16 protein-coding genes are annotated in these 16398 nt (G+C 69.1%); 5 read left to right on the forward strand and 11 right to left on the reverse strand.

Annotation, left to right across the window (positions count from 1 at the left end):
• The first annotated feature begins 29 nt into the window (after window positions 1-29).
• Window positions 30-719 (forward strand): DedA family protein, encoded by a 690-nt coding sequence (locus OHA70_RS09235; RefSeq protein ID WP_328335069.1) that lies wholly within the window; start codon window positions 30-32, stop codon window positions 717-719.
• A gap of 20 nt (window positions 720-739) precedes the next feature.
• Here OHA70_RS09235 and OHA70_RS09240 read toward each other — a convergent pair whose 3' ends face one another.
• The 8 genes from OHA70_RS09240 to OHA70_RS09275 form a co-directional block, all read right to left on the reverse strand.
• Entirely contained in the window at window positions 740-1144 is a 405-nt protein-coding gene (locus OHA70_RS09240) for a hypothetical protein (RefSeq protein ID WP_328330629.1), read from the reverse strand.
• Between the two features lie 125 nt (window positions 1145-1269).
• Window positions 1270-4251, reverse strand: a complete 2982-nt coding sequence (locus OHA70_RS09245) for an AfsR/SARP family transcriptional regulator (protein ID WP_328330631.1) — start codon at window positions 4249-4251, stop codon at window positions 1270-1272.
• A 296-nt stretch (window positions 4252-4547) separates the two neighbouring features.
• Window positions 4548-5360 (reverse strand): LemA family protein, encoded by an 813-nt coding sequence (locus OHA70_RS09250; protein ID WP_328330633.1) that lies wholly within the window; start codon window positions 5358-5360, stop codon window positions 4548-4550.
• A 72-nt stretch (window positions 5361-5432) separates the two neighbouring features.
• Window positions 5433-6419 carry a quinone oxidoreductase family protein gene (locus OHA70_RS09255; RefSeq protein WP_328330635.1) on the reverse strand — a complete coding sequence of 329 codons (987 nt, stop codon included), beginning with the start codon at window positions 6417-6419 and terminating at the stop codon, window positions 5433-5435.
• 32 nt (window positions 6420-6451) lie between these two features.
• Window positions 6452-6811 carry a hypothetical protein gene (locus tag OHA70_RS09260; RefSeq protein ID WP_328330637.1) on the reverse strand — a complete coding sequence of 120 codons (360 nt, stop codon included), beginning with the start codon at window positions 6809-6811 and terminating at the stop codon, window positions 6452-6454.
• The gene (locus OHA70_RS09265) at window positions 6808-7671 is read right to left on the reverse strand and encodes a hypothetical protein (RefSeq protein WP_328330639.1); all 864 of its coding nucleotides are present in this window, start codon (window positions 7669-7671) and stop codon (window positions 6808-6810) included. Before OHA70_RS09265 ends, OHA70_RS09260 begins: the two co-directional genes overlap by 4 nt.
• A 17-nt stretch (window positions 7672-7688) precedes the next feature.
• On the reverse strand, window positions 7689-8477 hold the full coding sequence (locus tag OHA70_RS09270; RefSeq protein ID WP_328330641.1) for a citryl-CoA lyase: 789 nt from the start codon (window positions 8475-8477) through the stop codon (window positions 7689-7691).
• A complete protein-coding gene (locus OHA70_RS09275) occupies window positions 8474-9616 on the reverse strand; it encodes a CaiB/BaiF CoA transferase family protein (protein ID WP_328330643.1) in 1143 nt (380 codons plus the stop codon). Before OHA70_RS09275 ends, OHA70_RS09270 begins: the two co-directional genes overlap by 4 nt.
• A 131-nt stretch (window positions 9617-9747) precedes the next feature.
• On the opposite strand from OHA70_RS09275, the gene OHA70_RS09280 reads away from it, so the two are divergent.
• Window positions 9748-11274, forward strand: coding sequence for an amidohydrolase family protein (locus OHA70_RS09280; RefSeq protein ID WP_328330645.1), 1527 nt, complete (start codon window positions 9748-9750; stop codon window positions 11272-11274).
• Between the two features lie 85 nt (window positions 11275-11359).
• Window positions 11360-12193 (forward strand): IclR family transcriptional regulator domain-containing protein, encoded by an 834-nt coding sequence (locus OHA70_RS09285; protein WP_328330647.1) that lies wholly within the window; start codon window positions 11360-11362, stop codon window positions 12191-12193.
• On the opposite strand, the gene OHA70_RS09290 is transcribed toward OHA70_RS09285, so the two are convergent.
• From OHA70_RS09290 to OHA70_RS09300, 3 genes are read right to left on the reverse strand one after another with little or no spacing between them, the layout of a single operon-like run.
• Entirely contained in the window at window positions 12163-12849 is a 687-nt protein-coding gene (locus OHA70_RS09290) for a hypothetical protein (protein WP_328335071.1), read from the reverse strand. The genes OHA70_RS09285 and OHA70_RS09290 overlap by 31 nt on opposite strands.
• Window positions 12850-12854: 5 nt before the next feature.
• Window positions 12855-13403 carry an orotate phosphoribosyltransferase gene (gene pyrE / locus OHA70_RS09295; protein WP_328330649.1) on the reverse strand — a complete coding sequence of 183 codons (549 nt, stop codon included), beginning with the start codon at window positions 13401-13403 and terminating at the stop codon, window positions 12855-12857.
• A 28-nt stretch (window positions 13404-13431) separates the two neighbouring features.
• Window positions 13432-14061, reverse strand: coding sequence for a class E sortase (locus OHA70_RS09300; protein WP_328330651.1), 630 nt, complete (start codon window positions 14059-14061; stop codon window positions 13432-13434).
• A gap of 108 nt (window positions 14062-14169) precedes the next feature.
• On the opposite strand from OHA70_RS09300, the gene tdh reads away from it, so the two are divergent.
• Window positions 14170-15213, forward strand: a complete 1044-nt coding sequence (tdh, locus tag OHA70_RS09305; RefSeq protein WP_328330653.1) for an L-threonine 3-dehydrogenase — start codon at window positions 14170-14172, stop codon at window positions 15211-15213.
• Window positions 15213-16394, forward strand: coding sequence for a glycine C-acetyltransferase (locus OHA70_RS09310; RefSeq protein ID WP_328330655.1), 1182 nt, complete (start codon window positions 15213-15215; stop codon window positions 16392-16394). Before tdh ends, OHA70_RS09310 begins: the two co-directional genes overlap by 1 nt.
• The last annotated feature ends 4 nt before the right edge of the window (window positions 16395-16398 follow it).

A 16398-nucleotide genomic window follows, 5' to 3' on the forward strand; every position in this document is an offset into this window, starting at 1 on the left:
GGGGACGCTACCCTGTCCGCGTGCTCCCAATGATCGCGATGCTGATGCCGAACTGGATGGACCCTGAGTACCTGCTGAACTGGCTGGGCGACTGGTCACTCTGGGGCACCGCCGCGGTCGTCTTCATCGAGTGCGGGCTGCTGTTCCCGATCCTGCCGGGCGACTCGCTGCTGTTCGCGGTCGGCCTGTTCATCGCCCGGGGCAACATCGACGTCCCGCTCTGGCTGGCCTGCGTGATCCTCACCGTGGCCGCGTTCCTGGGCAACGTCTCCGGCTACTACATCGGCCGCGGGCTCGGTACGACGCTGTTCAAGAACCCGAACGCGCGGTTCCTGAAGCCGAAGTACATCGAGCAGACCCACGACTTCTTCGACCGGTACGGTCCGCGCGCGCTGGTCCTGGCCCGGTTCGTCCCGATCGTGCGCACCTTCATCACCGTCGTGGCCGGCGCCGGCCGGATGGACCCGAAGAAGTTCTTCCTCTGGACCGGGATCGGCGCCGTCCTCTGGGCCAGCGGCATCACCCTGCTCGGCCACGCGCTCGGCAAGGTCAAGGTCGTCCACGACCACCTCGAGTCGGCCCTGATCCTGCTGGTCCTGATCTCACTGGTCCCGATGCTGGTCGAGTTCATCCTGGCCAAGCGCCGCGGCCACGGCAAGCTCGCCGACGGCGTCGAGGCCCAGCTCGACCAGCCGGCCAGCCACCGCCGCAAGCACTGAAGCTCAATGCCCAAACGGGCTCAGTGACCAAAGGGAAAGTGCGGGTCTGACCAGACGTAGTCGCCGCTGAGTTCAGCGAGATCCGCGCGATCGACCTGACCGCGCGGCAACGGCCCGACCACCTGACCGGACCCGAGTGAACAAGCCACCCGGATCCGGTCGGCCGCCTGGTACCAGACCAGCGCCCCCCGTGGCGCAGCCCCTTCGTGCAGTAGGGCGTGGTGGTCGAGCCATCGCAACGCGTCTTCCGGATCACGCCAACCGCTGTCCTGCGCGTAGCCGAACGCCATCCGCTGGAACTTCAGCGACCAGTCCTGCCAGGCCGCCGACCCCACCCGTTCCAGTTGCCAGCTCAGCGCGGCATCGGTGTCCCGCGGGTTCGCCGCAAATCCAGCATCGCGGCGCTCCACAACAATCTCCCCCATGGCCGTGCTCCCCCATCCTCCGGCCTTTGCCGTGGTGGTTAGATCTTCACCCGGCCGCATACACCCGCCGTACATTCCTACGGCCGACTACCCACGGCAACGAAAATCGTTGCAGGGTTGAGGAATCAGCCGGCCGCGAGATCGCTGGTCAGCTCGGCCAGCGCCGCGCGGGCCTGGCCGGCCTTGGTGTCGTTGGCAACGAGCTGCCAGACCCGGGCCGCGCGATCGAGGTACCGGCGAGCGAAGTCCACCTTGCCCGCGCTCGCGTAGAGCCGGCCCAGGTCGTACGCCGCCTGGCCCTCGACGCTGCGATCGCCCAGCCGGTGGCCGATCTCGATCGCGTCCAGCAGCATCCGCCGGGCGGCCGCCTCGTCGCCGACACCGACCAGCGCCTGCCCCAGCTCCGCTCGCCCGTACGCCGCGCAGTGGTCGTCCCCCAGGCTGTTGAAGATCGCCAGGGATGCCTGCAACTGCCGTACCGCCTGGTCGTTGCGGCCCTGATGCATCCGCAGCGTCGCGATCCGCCGCCGTACCTTCGCCTCGCGGTGTGAGTCCCCGAGCCGTACCCCAAGCAGGAAGGCCTCGGCCAGGTACCGTCCGGCGATGACCGTGTCGTTGCGGCTCAGCCAGATCGACGCGGCCGCGCTGCGGGCCACCGCCTCCCCGTTCTTGTCGCCGACCTCGACCAGCGCCTCCACAGCACGCTCGTACTGCGCAAGGCTCTCGTCCGGCCGGCCCCGCTCGCGCAGCCAGGTCCCGAGCCCGACCGCGACGATGCCGGCGCCTTGCCGGTCCCCGATCTCCTCGAAGATCGCGGCTCCCTCGGCGAGGTGTTCCCAGGCCACGTCCCAGTCGTCCCGGTAGATCGCGAGCTGGGCCAGGTTGCGCCGCATGATCGCCTCGCCGCGCTGGTCACCGCAGGCGATCGCGCTGATCAGGCCTGGCTGGTGCGACTCGTTCCAGTCGTCGTAGTACGCACGCATATCGAGGTACGGACCCCAGGCGGCCGCGATCCGCCAGGCGTAGTCGTGCAGCCCGTTCTGCGCCGCGGCCCGGATCGCCGGGGCGAAGGTGGATCGCTCGGCGTCGAACCAGGCGATCGCGTCCGACGGGGTGAACGGCTGCGGGTCCGGGGCGAGCAGTGGGCCGGTGTGCTCGAGCACACCGAAGTACCCGAAGGGGAGGGCGGCAGTGGCCCGGCGGACCTTGTGCAGCAGGGAGTCGAAGACAGTGCGCAGGTCCTTGATCGCCTGGGCCTTCTGCTCGTCGTCGCCGACTCCGATGGCGTGCAAGCGGAGCAGGTCGTGCACGCGGTAGCGCGCAGTACCGTTCGCGTCGACCGTGCTGATCTGGACCAGGTTGACCTCGATCAGCCGGTCCATGCTGCGGCGCACCGAGGCAGGCGTGGCGATCGACTCCAGGATGCGGGCGGAGAACTCACCGACCGCGAAGTGCCCGATCAGCCGGTAGAGCCGGGCCTCCTCGGCGCTCAGCGCGTCGTAGCTCAGGTCGGCGCTGGTCCGGACGGCGAGCTCGCCGATGCTCAGCTCGTCCAGCCGGTGCGTCTCGTCGCGCAGCCTGCGGGCCAGCTCGGCCGGGCTGAGGTCGGGACGCTGGGCCAGACGGCTCGCGACGATCCGGATCGCCAGCGGCAGGTTCCCGCAGGCCTGGAGGATCTCGTTGACCGCCGCGGAGTTCGGGTCGACGCGCCCCACGCCCGCGACCCGGCGGAGCAGCTCGGCCGCTTCGCCGTCGTCGAAGGTGTCCAGCGGCGTGCTGTCCGCGCCGGCCAAGTCCATCAGGCGGTTCCGGCTGGTGATGACGACGGCCGACGCCCCAGTTCCCGGCATCAGGGGCACGATCTGGCTCGCCGCGGCCACGTCGTCGAGGATGATCAGCACCCGGCGGCTGGCGAGCTCCGAACGCAATGCAGCCGACCGCCGCTCAGGATCGGGCGGTACCGCCGAATCCGACATGTTGAGGCTCAGCAGCAGGTCGGTCAGCGCGGCCGCCGGATCGCGGGGCTCGGTTGCGCCCCGCATGTCCAGGTAGATCTGCCCGTCAGGGAACGAATCTCGGACCAGGTGGCCGAGCCGGATGGCCAAGGATGTCTTGCCCGTGCCCGGAGCACCCGAGATCACGGCGATCGGCGGACGAACCGGGTCGCGTCCACACACCAGGTCACGCAACTGCTCAAGGTGCTGCTCCCGTCCGCTGAAGTCGGACAGGTCGAGTGGGAGCTGGCTGGGCGGCCGGTGCGGCTCAGTGAGCACTGGCGACGCCATTGGGCCTGCCGGCTCGGGCACTGCACGTTCCGTAGTACGGGTTGCTGCTGGGATGCCTGGGTCTGGCCAGTTGGCCGAGCGGCCGTTCTCTGCTCGGGCGCCGGCGGCTTGGAGCTCTGGGCCGGGCTTGACGTCCAGCTCGTCGGCCAGGGTCTGCACGGCTTTCGTATAGGCGGCTCTGGCCTCGCCGGTGCGCCCGGCGGCCAGTAGGGCGTCTACTAGTCGGCGCCACAGCTGCTCGTCGTACGGGTCTTCGGTGAGGCGGCCGCTGAGCAGGACGGCGGCTCCGCTGGCGTCGCCGTACTCGAGACGCAGGTCCAGCAGGGTGTCGACCAGTCCCCGGTACTGCGCGTCCAGGCGGGCGATGGAGCCTTCCCAGGCGGAGGGGATGGTCAGGTCCTCCAGCGGGTGCCCACGCCACAGCGAGTACGCGCGGGACAGTACGAGCATGGCCTCGCGCTTATCACCCGCATCGCGCAGGTGACCACCCTCTGCGAGCAGCGACTCGAACATGCTCGCGTCGAGTTCATCGACGCCGACCCCGATGCTGTAGCCGGCCGCGGAGGTGTCGATCGGGGCGACCAGCCCGGCATCGTGCAGTACTCCGCGCAAGGCCCGGACGTAGGTACGGATGTTGGCCGTCGCCGAGCGGGGCGGATTGCCCTCCCAGAGCGCGTCGGCGATCAGGTCGGTGGAGACGAACCGGTTGGGGTGCAGCAGGAGCGTCGCGAGCAGCTGGCGCGGCTTACTGGCGCGTAGCGGCTGGCCCGGGACGTGAGCGAGGCGTAGAGGTCCGAGGATCTCGTACCTCAGACTGTCCACTTGCTCGCCCTCTCAACTGTTGGCCCGCCCCATGGTGTCATCCCGCCCGGCCCGCCGGGAAGGTTCGGCGAGTGCGATGTACGTCGCGATGTACGCGCGATGTATGTCGACCCGGCATCGTGGTGGGCGGTACCGGGGGGAGGGCAGGTCCGGGGGTGACGAACTGACCGTCGTCTCCCCCGGGCCTGAATTTCCACAAGCTTTGATTTCCACAAGCTTTAGGGCACTGAGCGGTTGGCCGTGGGGGCACTGGCCAAGGGGGGAGGCTCAGTGCCCTATCGACCGCCGGTGGTCGGTTACTGACCGCCGGTGAAGGGCGGCTGACCGTCCTGCGGACCGGGGGTTCCCGCAGGCGGTCCGCCGACGGGGGGCTGACCGACCGGGGGCTGACCCTCGTACGGCGGCTGGCCGCCGGCCGGCGGGAACTGCGGCTGCTGGGGCTGGTACTGGGGCTGACCGGGCATCTGCGGCTGGATCTGGCCCGAGGACTGCACGCCCGGCTGCATCTGCGGCTGCGCCTGCTCGCCCTCGACCGAGCCGATGGTGCCGAACGAGACCTGCGGGACCGCGCGGACCTGCTCGTCCTTGACCTCGAAGTAGCCGGCCTTCTCGAACTTGAACCGGCCCGCGATCACGTTCGACGGGAACGACTCGACCCGGGTGTTGTAGTCGCCGACGTTGGCGTTGTAGAACCGCCGGCCGGCCGCGATCCGGTCCTCGGTGTCGGTCAGCTCGCGCTGCAGGTTGAGGAAGTTCTGGTTGGACTGGATCTGCGGGTACGCCTCCACCGAGATCATCATCTGCCGCAGCGCTCCGGACAGCTCGCCCTCCGCGGCCGCCCGCTGCTCCGGCGTGGCGCCCTGGACGTTGACCGCCTGGGTCCGCAGCCGGGCGACCTCCTCGAACACGTGCCGCTCGTGCGCGGCGAACGCCCGGACCGTCTCGACCAAGTTCGGGATCAGGTCGTACCGCCGGTGCAGCTCGACATCGATCTGCCGCCAGGACTCCTGGATCAGGTTCCGCTGCTTGACGAAGCGGTTGTACGAGACCATCAGCACGATGGCCAGGATGACGACGATCGCGACGATGATGACGATGGCGACGACCATGTTCACTGCTCCCGATGTGTTGGTGATGCCCGACAGCGACTCTAGCGCCGTGCCGGGTCGGTGTCCGGGACGCTACTTGAGGTGATCTGCCATCGTCAGGACCAGCCGTCCGGCGGCCGGCCCGTCCGCCTGACGTCGCCAGGCCGCGGCGGCGTCGTGCAGCGGCACGGTCTCGTACTCGACCACGATGCGCTGGTCGGCGATATGCCGCAGTACTTCGGTCAGCGCGCCCTGCCGCTGCTCGGGGGTCAGCGAGTTGTTGGTGTAGCCCAGGATCTCCGCGGATCGGCTGCGTAGTACTGCCGAGGAGAAGGTTGCCTCGTCACCCGAGGCTCCCCCGAGGTTCACCAGCCGGCCGCCGTTCGCCAGCAGCCGTGACGCGGCCGTGGCGGCCACTCCGTACACCGCGTCGACGACCACGTCGACCGAACCACCCGTCGCCTCGGCCAACCGGGCCGTCAGATCGTCGACATCCGGGCCCAGGGCAACTACCTCGGCGGCACCGGCCGCCAGCGCGCGCCGACGGGCTTCGGCGGACCGGCAGACTGCGACGACCCGGCCGGCACCGAGCGCCGACGCGGCTCCGATGGCGGCCTGGCCGACCGCGCCGCCACCGCCGAGCACGAGCACCGTCTCGCCGGGTTGAAGCCGGGCGCGCCAGGTCAGCACCATCCAGGCAGCGACACCCGACAGACCGACGGCGGCCACCTCGGCATCCGGAACCGGCGAGTCCAAGGCAATCAGGTCGTTGTCCAGGACGGCACACCGCTCGGCGAAGCTGCCGTCACCGGGCGCCATTCCGGCCGACGTCGCGAAGAACACCCGCGTGCCTGGTGCCAGCACCGCCGACTGCTCGACCACTCCGACCCCCTGGACGCCGGGTACGTACGGCAGCGGCGGCGGACCGAAGTACGACGTACCGGACGCGCACAACAGGTCCAGCGGTACGACGGGTGCGGCGGCGACCCGGACGATGCTCCGGCCTTCGACCGGCTGTGGATCGGGGTGTTCGGCCGGTGACGGTGGTTCGCCATGGGCGCCCAGGACGGCGGCTCGCATACAGATCTCCTTCGACTGTCAGGTGGCGACTGTCAGGTGGCGATGTCGGGGTACGGCAGGCGCAGGTGCTCCATCGCCTTCCCGTAGGCCTTCTGGTACTCCAGCGGCCCGTGGTCACGCTCGAACAGCGCGATGAACAGGGTCAGCGTGAGGAACGGGTGCGCGCCGAGCCCGAACAGCGCGACATGATCGCGCTCGCGCAGCGCCCGACGCTCCTCGTCGGTGAACGCGAGCCAGGTCGACCTCTCTGTCGTGGTGCAGTTGAGCAGCTTGTTCGCCAGCTCTTGCTCCCACCAGGCGACCAGGCCGGCCGGGTCCTCGCGGTACCGCTCGACCAGCTCCGCGTCCCGATCCACCGTGTAGAGAAACTTGTCCAGCAGGTACTTGCTCATGCCGGCGCTCCGTTCGGGTACCAGGTGAAGTACGCCTCCATGGTGTGGAAGAGGTCGAGCGAGTCGACGTGGTCGGCCTTCGCGCCGGCTCCGGCGACGCCCATCATCAGCATGAAGTCCATGAACCCGTGCGTCGCGTTGCCCGGCAGGTGCAGGCTGTCCAGGGTCACCTCGGCCAGGCAGCCTTCGATGTCGCCACTGGCGATCCAGTCGACCGCCTTGCGGTCGAAGGCCGGATCGGGTCCGTGCTCGCCGAACTGCCGCGGGCCGCCGAGCTCCAGGGACAGGTGGCCGGTACCGATGATCGCGACCCGCTTGTCGACCGGCCACGACTCGACCAGCTTCCGGATCGTCCGGCCCAGCTCGACGAACCGTCCCGGCCGGGGCAGCGGCGGCGCGAAGATGTTGGTGTAGATCGGCACGATCGGCAGGTCGGCCTCCGGGCGCAGCGTGATGATCGGGCAGGTGATGCTGTGGTCGATCCGCAGTTCGTTGCTGAAGGCAAGGTCGAAGCCGGCGTCCAGGCCGTCGCGCAGGATGTGCGCGGACAGGCCCTCCTCGCCCGGCAACGTCATCCTGGGCAGGCCGAACTCGCGTTCCTCGTTGGCGAAGTTGGCATCGAAGTACGGCGCCTTGCCGACCAGGAACTGGGGCATGTTGTCCAGCCACAGCTGGTGGAAGTGGTCGCTGCCCACCATCACCAGGATGTCCGGCCGGGCCTTCGTGAGGGTCTCCCGGAACGCCTCGATCTTGGCGACCCACTCGTCGGCGAACGGTGGTCGGTCGGCGCCGACCGACCGGCTGGCGCGGTAGTAGAACGGGTGATGAGTGGAGGCGATGACCGCGGCGACGGTAGCCATGGGGTGCTCCTCTGCGTTCAGCTAGTGGGGTCGACGTAGACGGCGTTGCGGTCGATGGTCAGGTACGCGTCCATCCCGATCGGACGGCGATGCTCCTCGGCGAGCTGACCGAGCAGACCGGCCGCCCTGGCCAGCAGGGCGAACCCGCGCAGCAGCTCGATCGGGAGGCCGAGGTCGGCCAGGGCGGCACCACAGACACCGGCGCCGTTGAGTGGGAGCCGGCGACCGAGGACCTGCTCGTGCACCCGGCCGATGGCCTCGAACAGGCGAAGATGCGGACCGCGCAGGCCCTCTTCCTCGGCGATGGCGATCAGCACCGGCGTCCTGGGATCCCGCACCTTGTGGACGGGATGGCCGAGGCCGGGTACGAACTGCTTGGCTTCCTTGGCCTGCGTCACCACGGTCAGCGCCAGCGCGTCCCAGCCCGCGTCGTCCACTGGCGGCTCGTGATCCTGCAATGCCTTGTGCAGAAAGGCTCCGCAGTCCTCGGTCACTCCCAGGAACCGCGAGCCACCACCCAGCAGGCCGGCGGCCAGCGCGCCCTGGAGCGAGTCCGGCGCCGACAAATAGGTCAGCCGGGCGGCGATCGCCGTCGGGGTGAACCCGTGATCGGCCAGGGCGACCAGGACGGCCTCGAACACCCTGGTCTCCTGCGGGGTCGGCCGCCGCATCGCGACCAGCCAGAACGCCAGCTCGCCGAACCCCACCTTGCCCATCAGGTCGGCGGTGAGGTCCTGGCCCAGCAACCGGATCTGATCCGCGGTCGAGGTTCCGAGCGAGGTGGGGAAGGCGAGGTCGTCGGTCATTCGGTGGTCTCCTTGCCGGTCAGCCAGGCCCGTAGTTCGGCGCCGTGCTCGTCCAGCGACGGCGGCGGCAGCCGGTACTCCGCCTGCGTCGCGGAGAACGTGATCGGGTTGCGGACGGTCGGTGTCGAACCGACGGTGACCACCGGGTCGAGCCCGATCTCGGTGGCGAAGGCGACGCCGCCGTCGATGCTGTTGATCGGGCCGCAGGGCACTCCGGCGGCGATGATCTCGGGGAACCATTCCGCTGTGGTCCGGGTGCTCAGCCGCTCGACCAGCAGCGGACGCAGGACGGCACGGTTGGCGGTGCGTTTCTCGTTCCGGTCGAAGCGCGGGTCGTCGGCCAGGCCGGGGACACCGAGCACCTCGACGAGTTTGCGGAACTGGCCGTTGTTCCCGGCGGTGATGATCAGGTCGCCGTCCGAGCACGGCAGCGGCTCGTACGGGAACAGGCTCGGGTGGCTGTTGCCCATCCGGGTCGGGACCACTCCGCCCGCGACGTACGCGCTCGACTGGTTCACCAGCCCGGACAGCGCCGACGACAACAGGTTGACCTCGACGTGCTGTCCCAGGCCGGTCTCGTGCCGCGCGTTGAGCGCGGCCAGCACGCCGATGGTCGCGTGCATCCCGGCCATCACGTCGAAGACCGAGATGCCGGCCCGGAACGGCTCGCCGTCCGGACTGCCGGTCAGACTCATCAGCCCGGAGATCGCCTGCACGATCAGGTCGTACCCCGGCAGCGCCGCGCCCTTGGGCCCGCTCCCGAAACCGCTGATCGACGCGTAGATCAGCCCGGCATTGGCCGCCGCGAGGGTCGGGTAGTCCAGCCCGAAACGAGCGAGCCCACCCGGCCTGAAGTTCTCCACCAGGACGTCGGCGCGGTGCGCCAGCTCGCGGGCGACGGCCAGGTCGTCCGGATCCTTCAGATCAAGGGCGATCGAGCGCTTGTTGCGGTTGACCGCGAGGTAGTACGTCGAGATCCCGTCGCGCACCGGTGGTTGCCAGGACCGGGTGTCGTCGCCACCCGGCGCCTCGACCTTGACCACCTCGGCGCCCAGGTCGGCCAGCAGCATCGTCGCGTACGGCCCGGCCAGGATCCGGGAGAAGTCGGCCACCAGCAGCCCGGACAGCGGTCCACTCACGCCAGGCTCTCCCGTCGTCGATCTAAGCGGACAACTGTCCGCATTGCGTCGTCGCCAGTTTCAGGCGTCGTGATCGCGACTGTCAAGGGTGGCCGTGCGACCTCTTGACAGCCCTGGAGCAGGCTTCGATAGTGAGCGAAGACCGCCATCCGGACAGTCGTCCGGTCATCTGCCTGGAGGAGCTCATGTCCTTTGCACCCGGCCGGCCGATCGTCCTGCGGGGCGGCACCGTCCTGACCATGGACGACAGCCACACGGTCCTGACCGATGCCGACGTCCTGGTCGTCGACGACCGGATCGCGGCGGTCGGCGCCGCCCTGGACGTGCCCGACGGCACCGCCGAGATCGACGCGCGTGGCGGCATCGTGATGCCCGGGATGATCGACACCCACCGGCACATGTGGCAGACCGCGATGCGTGCCTACGGCGCCGACTGGACACTGTCGCAGTACTTCGTCTGGTACTACCTCGAGCACGGCAAGACGTTCCGGCCCGAGGACATCCATGCCGGCAACCTGTTGTCGGCCTGGGAGTCGCTCGAGGCCGGCGTGACCACGACGGTCGACTGGTCCCACGGGCTGCAGACGGTCGACCACGCCGAGGCGGCGGTGGCTGCCCTGCAGGCGGTACCGGGCCGCTTTGTCCTTGCCTACGGCAACATTCAGGCCGGGCCCTGGGAGTGGACCGCGGATCCGGCGGTCCGGGCGTTCCTGGAGCGCCGGCCGACCGGGGCGAACGATCTGCTCGGCTACCAGCTCGCCTTCGACGTCACCGGCGATCCGGCCTTCCCGGAGCGGGCCGCCTTCGAGGTGGCCCGCGAGCTCGGACTGCCGGTGACGACACATGCCGGGGTCTGGGGCGCGACCAACGACAAGGGCATCCAGCTGATGTACGACAACGGGTTCATGACGCCGGACAGCATCTACGTGCACGCGGCGACGCTGACCACCGACTCGTACCAGCGGATCGCCGCCACCGGCGGGTCGGTCTCGGTGTCGACGGAGTCCGAGCAGAGCGCGGGTCAGGGCTATCCGCCCACCTGGCAGGTCCGCCGGTACGGCATCGACGTCTCGCTCTCGATGGACACCAGTGTGTGGTGGAGCGGCGACCTGTTCTCGGCCATGCGGACGACGCTCGGCGCTGATCGCTCCCGCGAGCATCTCGAGGCGCACATGAAGGGCGAGACCGTCACCCAGGTCCATCTGCGGGCCGAGCAGGTCGTCGACTGGGCTACTCGCGGTGGCGCCAAAGCGCTCGGCCGGGACGACCTCGGCAGCCTCGAGCCAGGCAAGAAGGCCGACGTGGTGCTGATCAAGAACGACGACTCGCCGGTGTCCTTCCCGCTGCTGAACCCGTACGGCCAGGTCGCGTTCCAGGCCCAGCGCGGCGATGTCCACACCGTGCTGGTCGACGGCCGGGTGGTGAAGCACGAGCATCGACTGGTCGACGCCGACCTGCCCGCGGTACGCCGTACCGTCGAGGCGACCGTGGAACACCTCCGCTCCACCCTGGGCGAGGAGGCCTGGCTCGCGGGGATGCATCCAGAACTGCCGGATGAGGACGTCCTGGACAACCCGTACCAGTACACCGAGTACAAGTCCGACTCGAACCGGGAGGCCAGGGGCAGCATCTTCGGCGACCCTGGTTCGGAGAGCTGACGGTACGCCGCCGGGTGGGCACCCCTGGTTGCCGGGACACTAAGCTCGGCGGCGGCGGTCCGGCGTACGGCGAAGGAGGGAACTGATGGCAGGACGAGGCGCAGGTCCCGATTTCGTGGAGTCGTTGGCCCGCGGGCTCGACGTGCTGGCCTGCTTCGACGCCGACCACCGCAGCATGTCCCTGTCCGAGGTCGCGACCGCTGCCGGACTGGCCAGGCCGACCGCGCGGCGGCTGCTGCTGACCCTGGAGGAGCTCGGCTTCGTCCGATCGACCGGTGGCGGCTTCCAACTGACGCCGAAGGTACTGACGCTCGGGATGGCGTACGTCGGCGCGCTCGGCCTGTGGGACATCGCCCGGCCGCACCTGGAATCACTCGTGGCCCGGACCGGCGAGTCGTCCTCGATGGCGCAGCTCGACGGATCCGACATCGTCTACGTCGCCCGGGTCTCGGTCCCCAAGATCATCGCGCTACGGGTGGACATCGGCACCAGGTTCCCGGCCGCGCAGACCTCGCAGGGAAAGGTCCTGCTGGCCGGGCTCCCCGCCGACGAACTGGCCCGGACGCTGGCCCAGCCGAGCCGAGCGGGACTCCCGCCGTACATCGGCCGCTCGCCGGAGCAGCTCGACGCCGAGCTGACCGAGATCCGCGCCCGCGGCTGGGCTCTCGCCGACGAGGAGCTGGCGCCCGGCGTACGGTCCGTCGCCGCACCGGTGCGTGACGGCAGCGGGACGGTCCGGGCTGCCATGAACGTGACTGTTCACGCCGCGGAGACGTCCACCGACCAACTGCTGAAGGACTACCTGCCGCTGCTGCTGCGGACCGCCGGCGATGTCAGCGCCGAGTGGGCGCTGTGGCAGACCCGCCCGCACGTCGAGCTCGAGCCTGGTCAGCTCGCTCGCGGATCCACGCCTGCGTAGTCGCGCCAGACGTAGGGCGGGATGTTGTTGGTGACCAGTTGCAGCAGCTGGAGGCGGTTCATCACCTCGGCCGGCGAGTGCGGGCCGGCGTCCCAGCCGATCAGCGAGTCGCCCTCGATCCGCCAGCCGATCTCGCCATGGGAGAGCAGCAGCTCCATCATCTGCGGGTGGATCACCGCGTGCCCGAAGCGCTCGTCGTCGGCCAGCACGTGAAAGGAGCGATTGAACTGTTCGCTCTCGAAATGCAGGTCGCCGAAACCCAGCGCGTTGGCGACCGCGCCGCCGAACAGCCCTTCGCCGGTGACCTCGAGCCGCGGCAGCGGACCCGGCAGCCGCATCACCACGACGCCGAACTTGTGGGTCGTGGTGGTCCGGCGGCCCTTCCCGTTCGACGAGTGGGTCTGGTAGCTGTAGTCGAAGGCAACGACCTGCCGGCCCTGGTACGCACCGGAGAGCGCGTTGCGGACGCGACGGTGATCGCCGGTCTGGAACGGCGTACCGGCCCACTGCCCGGCCAGTGCCGGGTTCTCCGGCAGATAGCTGAAGCCCTGTTGAGCGGCGAAGGCGGCGAACTCCTCTCGCCGCTTCTTCGCGTTCAGGTAGTTGACGTAGGCAATCCCGCAGCCGATCAACAGACTGACGACGAGCACCACCACGATCGTCAAGAGTCGAGACCCAACTCCTCCAGGCCGAAGACCGTGCGGTACTCCAGCCCTTCGGACTCGACCTTCTCCTGCGCGCCGGTCGCCCGGTCTACGATCACCGCGACCGCGACGACCTCGGCGCCGGCCTCACGCAGTGCCTCGACAGCGGTGAGGACCGACCCGCCGGTGGTGGAGGTGTCCTCGACCGCGAGCACCCGGCGGCCCTTCACGTCCGGGCCCTCGATCCGGCGCTGCAGACCGTGGGTCTTCTCGGCCTTCCGTACGACGAACGCGTCCAGCTTGCGGCCCTGCTGAGCGGCCGCGTGCAGCATCGACATCGCCACCGGGTCCGCGCCGAGCGTGAGCCCGCCGACTGCGTCGTACTCGAGATCAGCGGTCAGCTCCAGCAGGGCCGGCCCGATCAGCGGCGCCGCCTCGGCGTCCAGCGTGATCCGGCGCAGGTCGACGTAGTAGTCGGCCTCCTTGCCCGAGGCCAGCGTCACCTTCCCGTGCACGATCGCCTTGGTCTTGACCTGGTCCAGCAGCGCAGCGCGATCAAAGCTCATGAGGCCGCAGCTTACTTCTTGTCGCCTCTTACTTCTTGTGCGCTGTCACCAGGTGGCCGAAGGCAACCGAGCGGTCCGGGGAGTGGAAGAGGTCCTGGCAGGTGGTGAGGGTGATCATCGAGGTGGTCGGCGTCTCGCGGGGTTTGCCCGGGACGGGTTCGAGCACCCAGTTGTCGGTGGGTTCGACGGTCAGGTCGCGGGGCGAGCCGTCCAGTTCGTAGGTGTAGACGGTGTCGGCGGTCTCGACGATCACCTGGTCGCCCTTCTTCAGCTCCAGCAGCTTGCGGAACGGCGAGCCGTGGGTGACCCGGTGCCCGGCGACGGCGAAATTGCCCGGCTCACCCGGCATTTGAGTCTGCGGGTAGTGCCCGATCCCCTTGGTGAGGTCGCTCTTCTCGACCCCTTCCACGACAGGCTTCTCCCAGTCCTTGCCGAGCTTCGGGATCCGCAGCAGCACGATCGGCGTACCGGCGTCCGGCTTGTTCGGTGGCTTCTCGGCGCTCGGCTGCCAGTCGTCGTGCAGGTCGCGCTTGAGGCCGTCCATCGCGTTGTTCGAGGTGATCCCGGTCCCGAAGTACTGCCAGCCGACCCAGCCGAGCAACCCCAGCCCAGCCACCAGCAGGACGACTCCCAGACCACGTACGACGCCCCGACCCATGGCGACAAGTATGCAGTTGAGCTGCAAAGGCTGTGTACGTCGTGTCGATGGACGGGGGTGGTTGCCTGGTACGACGATGTGCGGAGCAACCACTTTCAGGAGGTACCGGTGAAGGCGCTGGTCAAGGCCGAGAGCAAGCCAGGGCTCTGGCTGCAGGACGTACCCGAGCCGCAGATCGAGGCGGACGAGGTACTGATCAAGGTCAAGCGGACCGGTCTGTGCGGGACCGATCTGCACATCCAGAGCTGGGACTCCTGGGCGCAGAAGAACGTGCCGGTGCCGATGGTCACCGGGCACGAGTTCTGCGGCGAGGTGGTGGAGATCGGCGCGGGCGTCCGCGACGTCGCAGTCGGTGACCTGGTCAGCGGCGAGGGCCACCTCGTCTGCGGCCGTTGCCGCAACTGCCGGGCCGGCCGCCGGCACCTCTGCATCAAGACGCGCGGCCTCGGCGTGCACGTGGCGGGTGCGTTCGCGGAGTACGTGAAGCTGCCGGCCACCAACGTCTGGGTGCACCGCGACCCGGTCGACCTCGACGTCGCCGCGATCTTCGACCCGTTCGGCAACGCGGTCCACACGGCGCTGTCGTTCCCGGTCGTCGGCGAGGACGTACTGATCACCGGCGCGGGTCCGATCGGCATCATGGCCGCGGCCGTCGCCCTGCACGCCGGCGCGCGCAACGTGGTGATCACCGACCTGTCCGACTACCGGCTCGACCTGGCCCGCAAGATCGGCGTCACCCAGGCGGTGAACGTCCGTGAGCGGAGCATCGCCGACGCCCAGCGCGAGCTCGGAATGCGTGAGGGCTTCGACGTCGGGATGGAGATGTCCGGCCAGCCGGCCGCGCTGCGCGACATGCTGGCGAACATGAACCACGGCGGCAAGATCGCGATGCTCGGGCTGCCCGCCGACGAGATCGCGATCGACTGGGGCACGGTGGTGCTCAACATGCTGACCATCAAGGGCATCTACGGCCGGGAGATGTTCGAGACCTGGTACTCGATGTCGGTGATGCTGGAGCGCGGGCTCGACCTCGCGCCGGTGATCACGCACCGGTTCTCCTACACCGACTTCGAGCAGGCCTTCGACGTCGCCCGCGAAGGCGACTGCGGCAAAGTGATCCTGGACTGGACCAACCTGGAGGAGAACCACTGATGTTCGGCCGGATGCGCGACGACCTGACCACCACGATCGGCGAGATCCGCGACGCCGGGCTGTACAAGTCCGAGCGGGTGATCAGCTCACCCCAGAACGCGTCGATCTCGGTTGCCTCAGGCAACGAGGTGCTGAACTTCTGCGCCAACAACTACCTCGGCCTGGCCGACCACCCCGAGGTGATCGCGGCGGCCCGGGATGCCTTGGACCGTTGGGGTTTCGGGATGGCGTCGGTGCGCTTCATCTGCGGCACCCAGCAGATCCACAAGGACCTGGAGGATGCGCTCAGCACGTTCCTGGGCCAGGAGGACACGATCCTCTACAGCTCCTGCTTCGACGCCAACGGCGGACTGTTCGAGACGCTGCTCGGCGCCGAGGACGCGGTCATCTCCGACGAGCTCAACCACGCCAGCATCATCGACGGCATCCGGCTGTCCAAGGCTCGCAGGTTCCGCTACAAGAACCGGGACATGGCCGACCTCGAGGCGCAGCTGAAGGACGCGGCGGACGCCCGGTACCGGCTGATCGCGACCGACGGTGTCTTCTCGATGGACGGGTACGTCGCGCCGCTGGACGAGATCTGCGACCTGGCCGAGCGGTACGACGCGCTGGTGATGGTCGACGACTCGCATGCGGTCGGCTTCGTCGGGCCGGACGGGGCCGGGACGCCGTCGCTGTTCGGAGTACAGGACCGGATCGACGTGCTGACCGGCACGCTCGGCAAGGCGCTCGGTGGTGCGTCGGGTGGTTATGTCTCCGCGCGGCGCGAGATCGTCGAGTTGCTGCGTCAGCGTTCGCGTCCGTACCTGTTCTCGAACTCGCTCGCTCCGTCCGTCACCGCGGCCTCCTTGAAGGCGCTGCAGCTGATCGGCGGCTCGACCGACCTGCGCGACCAGCTGGCCGCGAACACGAAGCTGTTCCGCGCCAAGATGACCGAGGCGGGCTTCGACGTCCTCCCCGGCGACCACCCGATCTCCCCCGTGATGATCGGCGACGCAGCCGAGGCCGGCCGGCTGGCCGAGAAGCTGCTCGAGCTCGGCGTCTACGTGATCGCCTTCTCCTACCCCGTCGTACCGAAGGGCAAGGCGCGGATCCGCACCCAGCTCTCCTCCGCCCACTCGACCGAGGACGTCGAGCGCGTGGTGGCCGCCTTCATCGAGGCCCGGGCTGCTCTAGCCTGACGCA

The organism is Kribbella sp. NBC_00382, assembly GCF_036067295.1.
In the GTDB taxonomy this organism is placed as follows: Bacteria; Actinomycetota; Actinomycetes; order Propionibacteriales; family Kribbellaceae; genus Kribbella.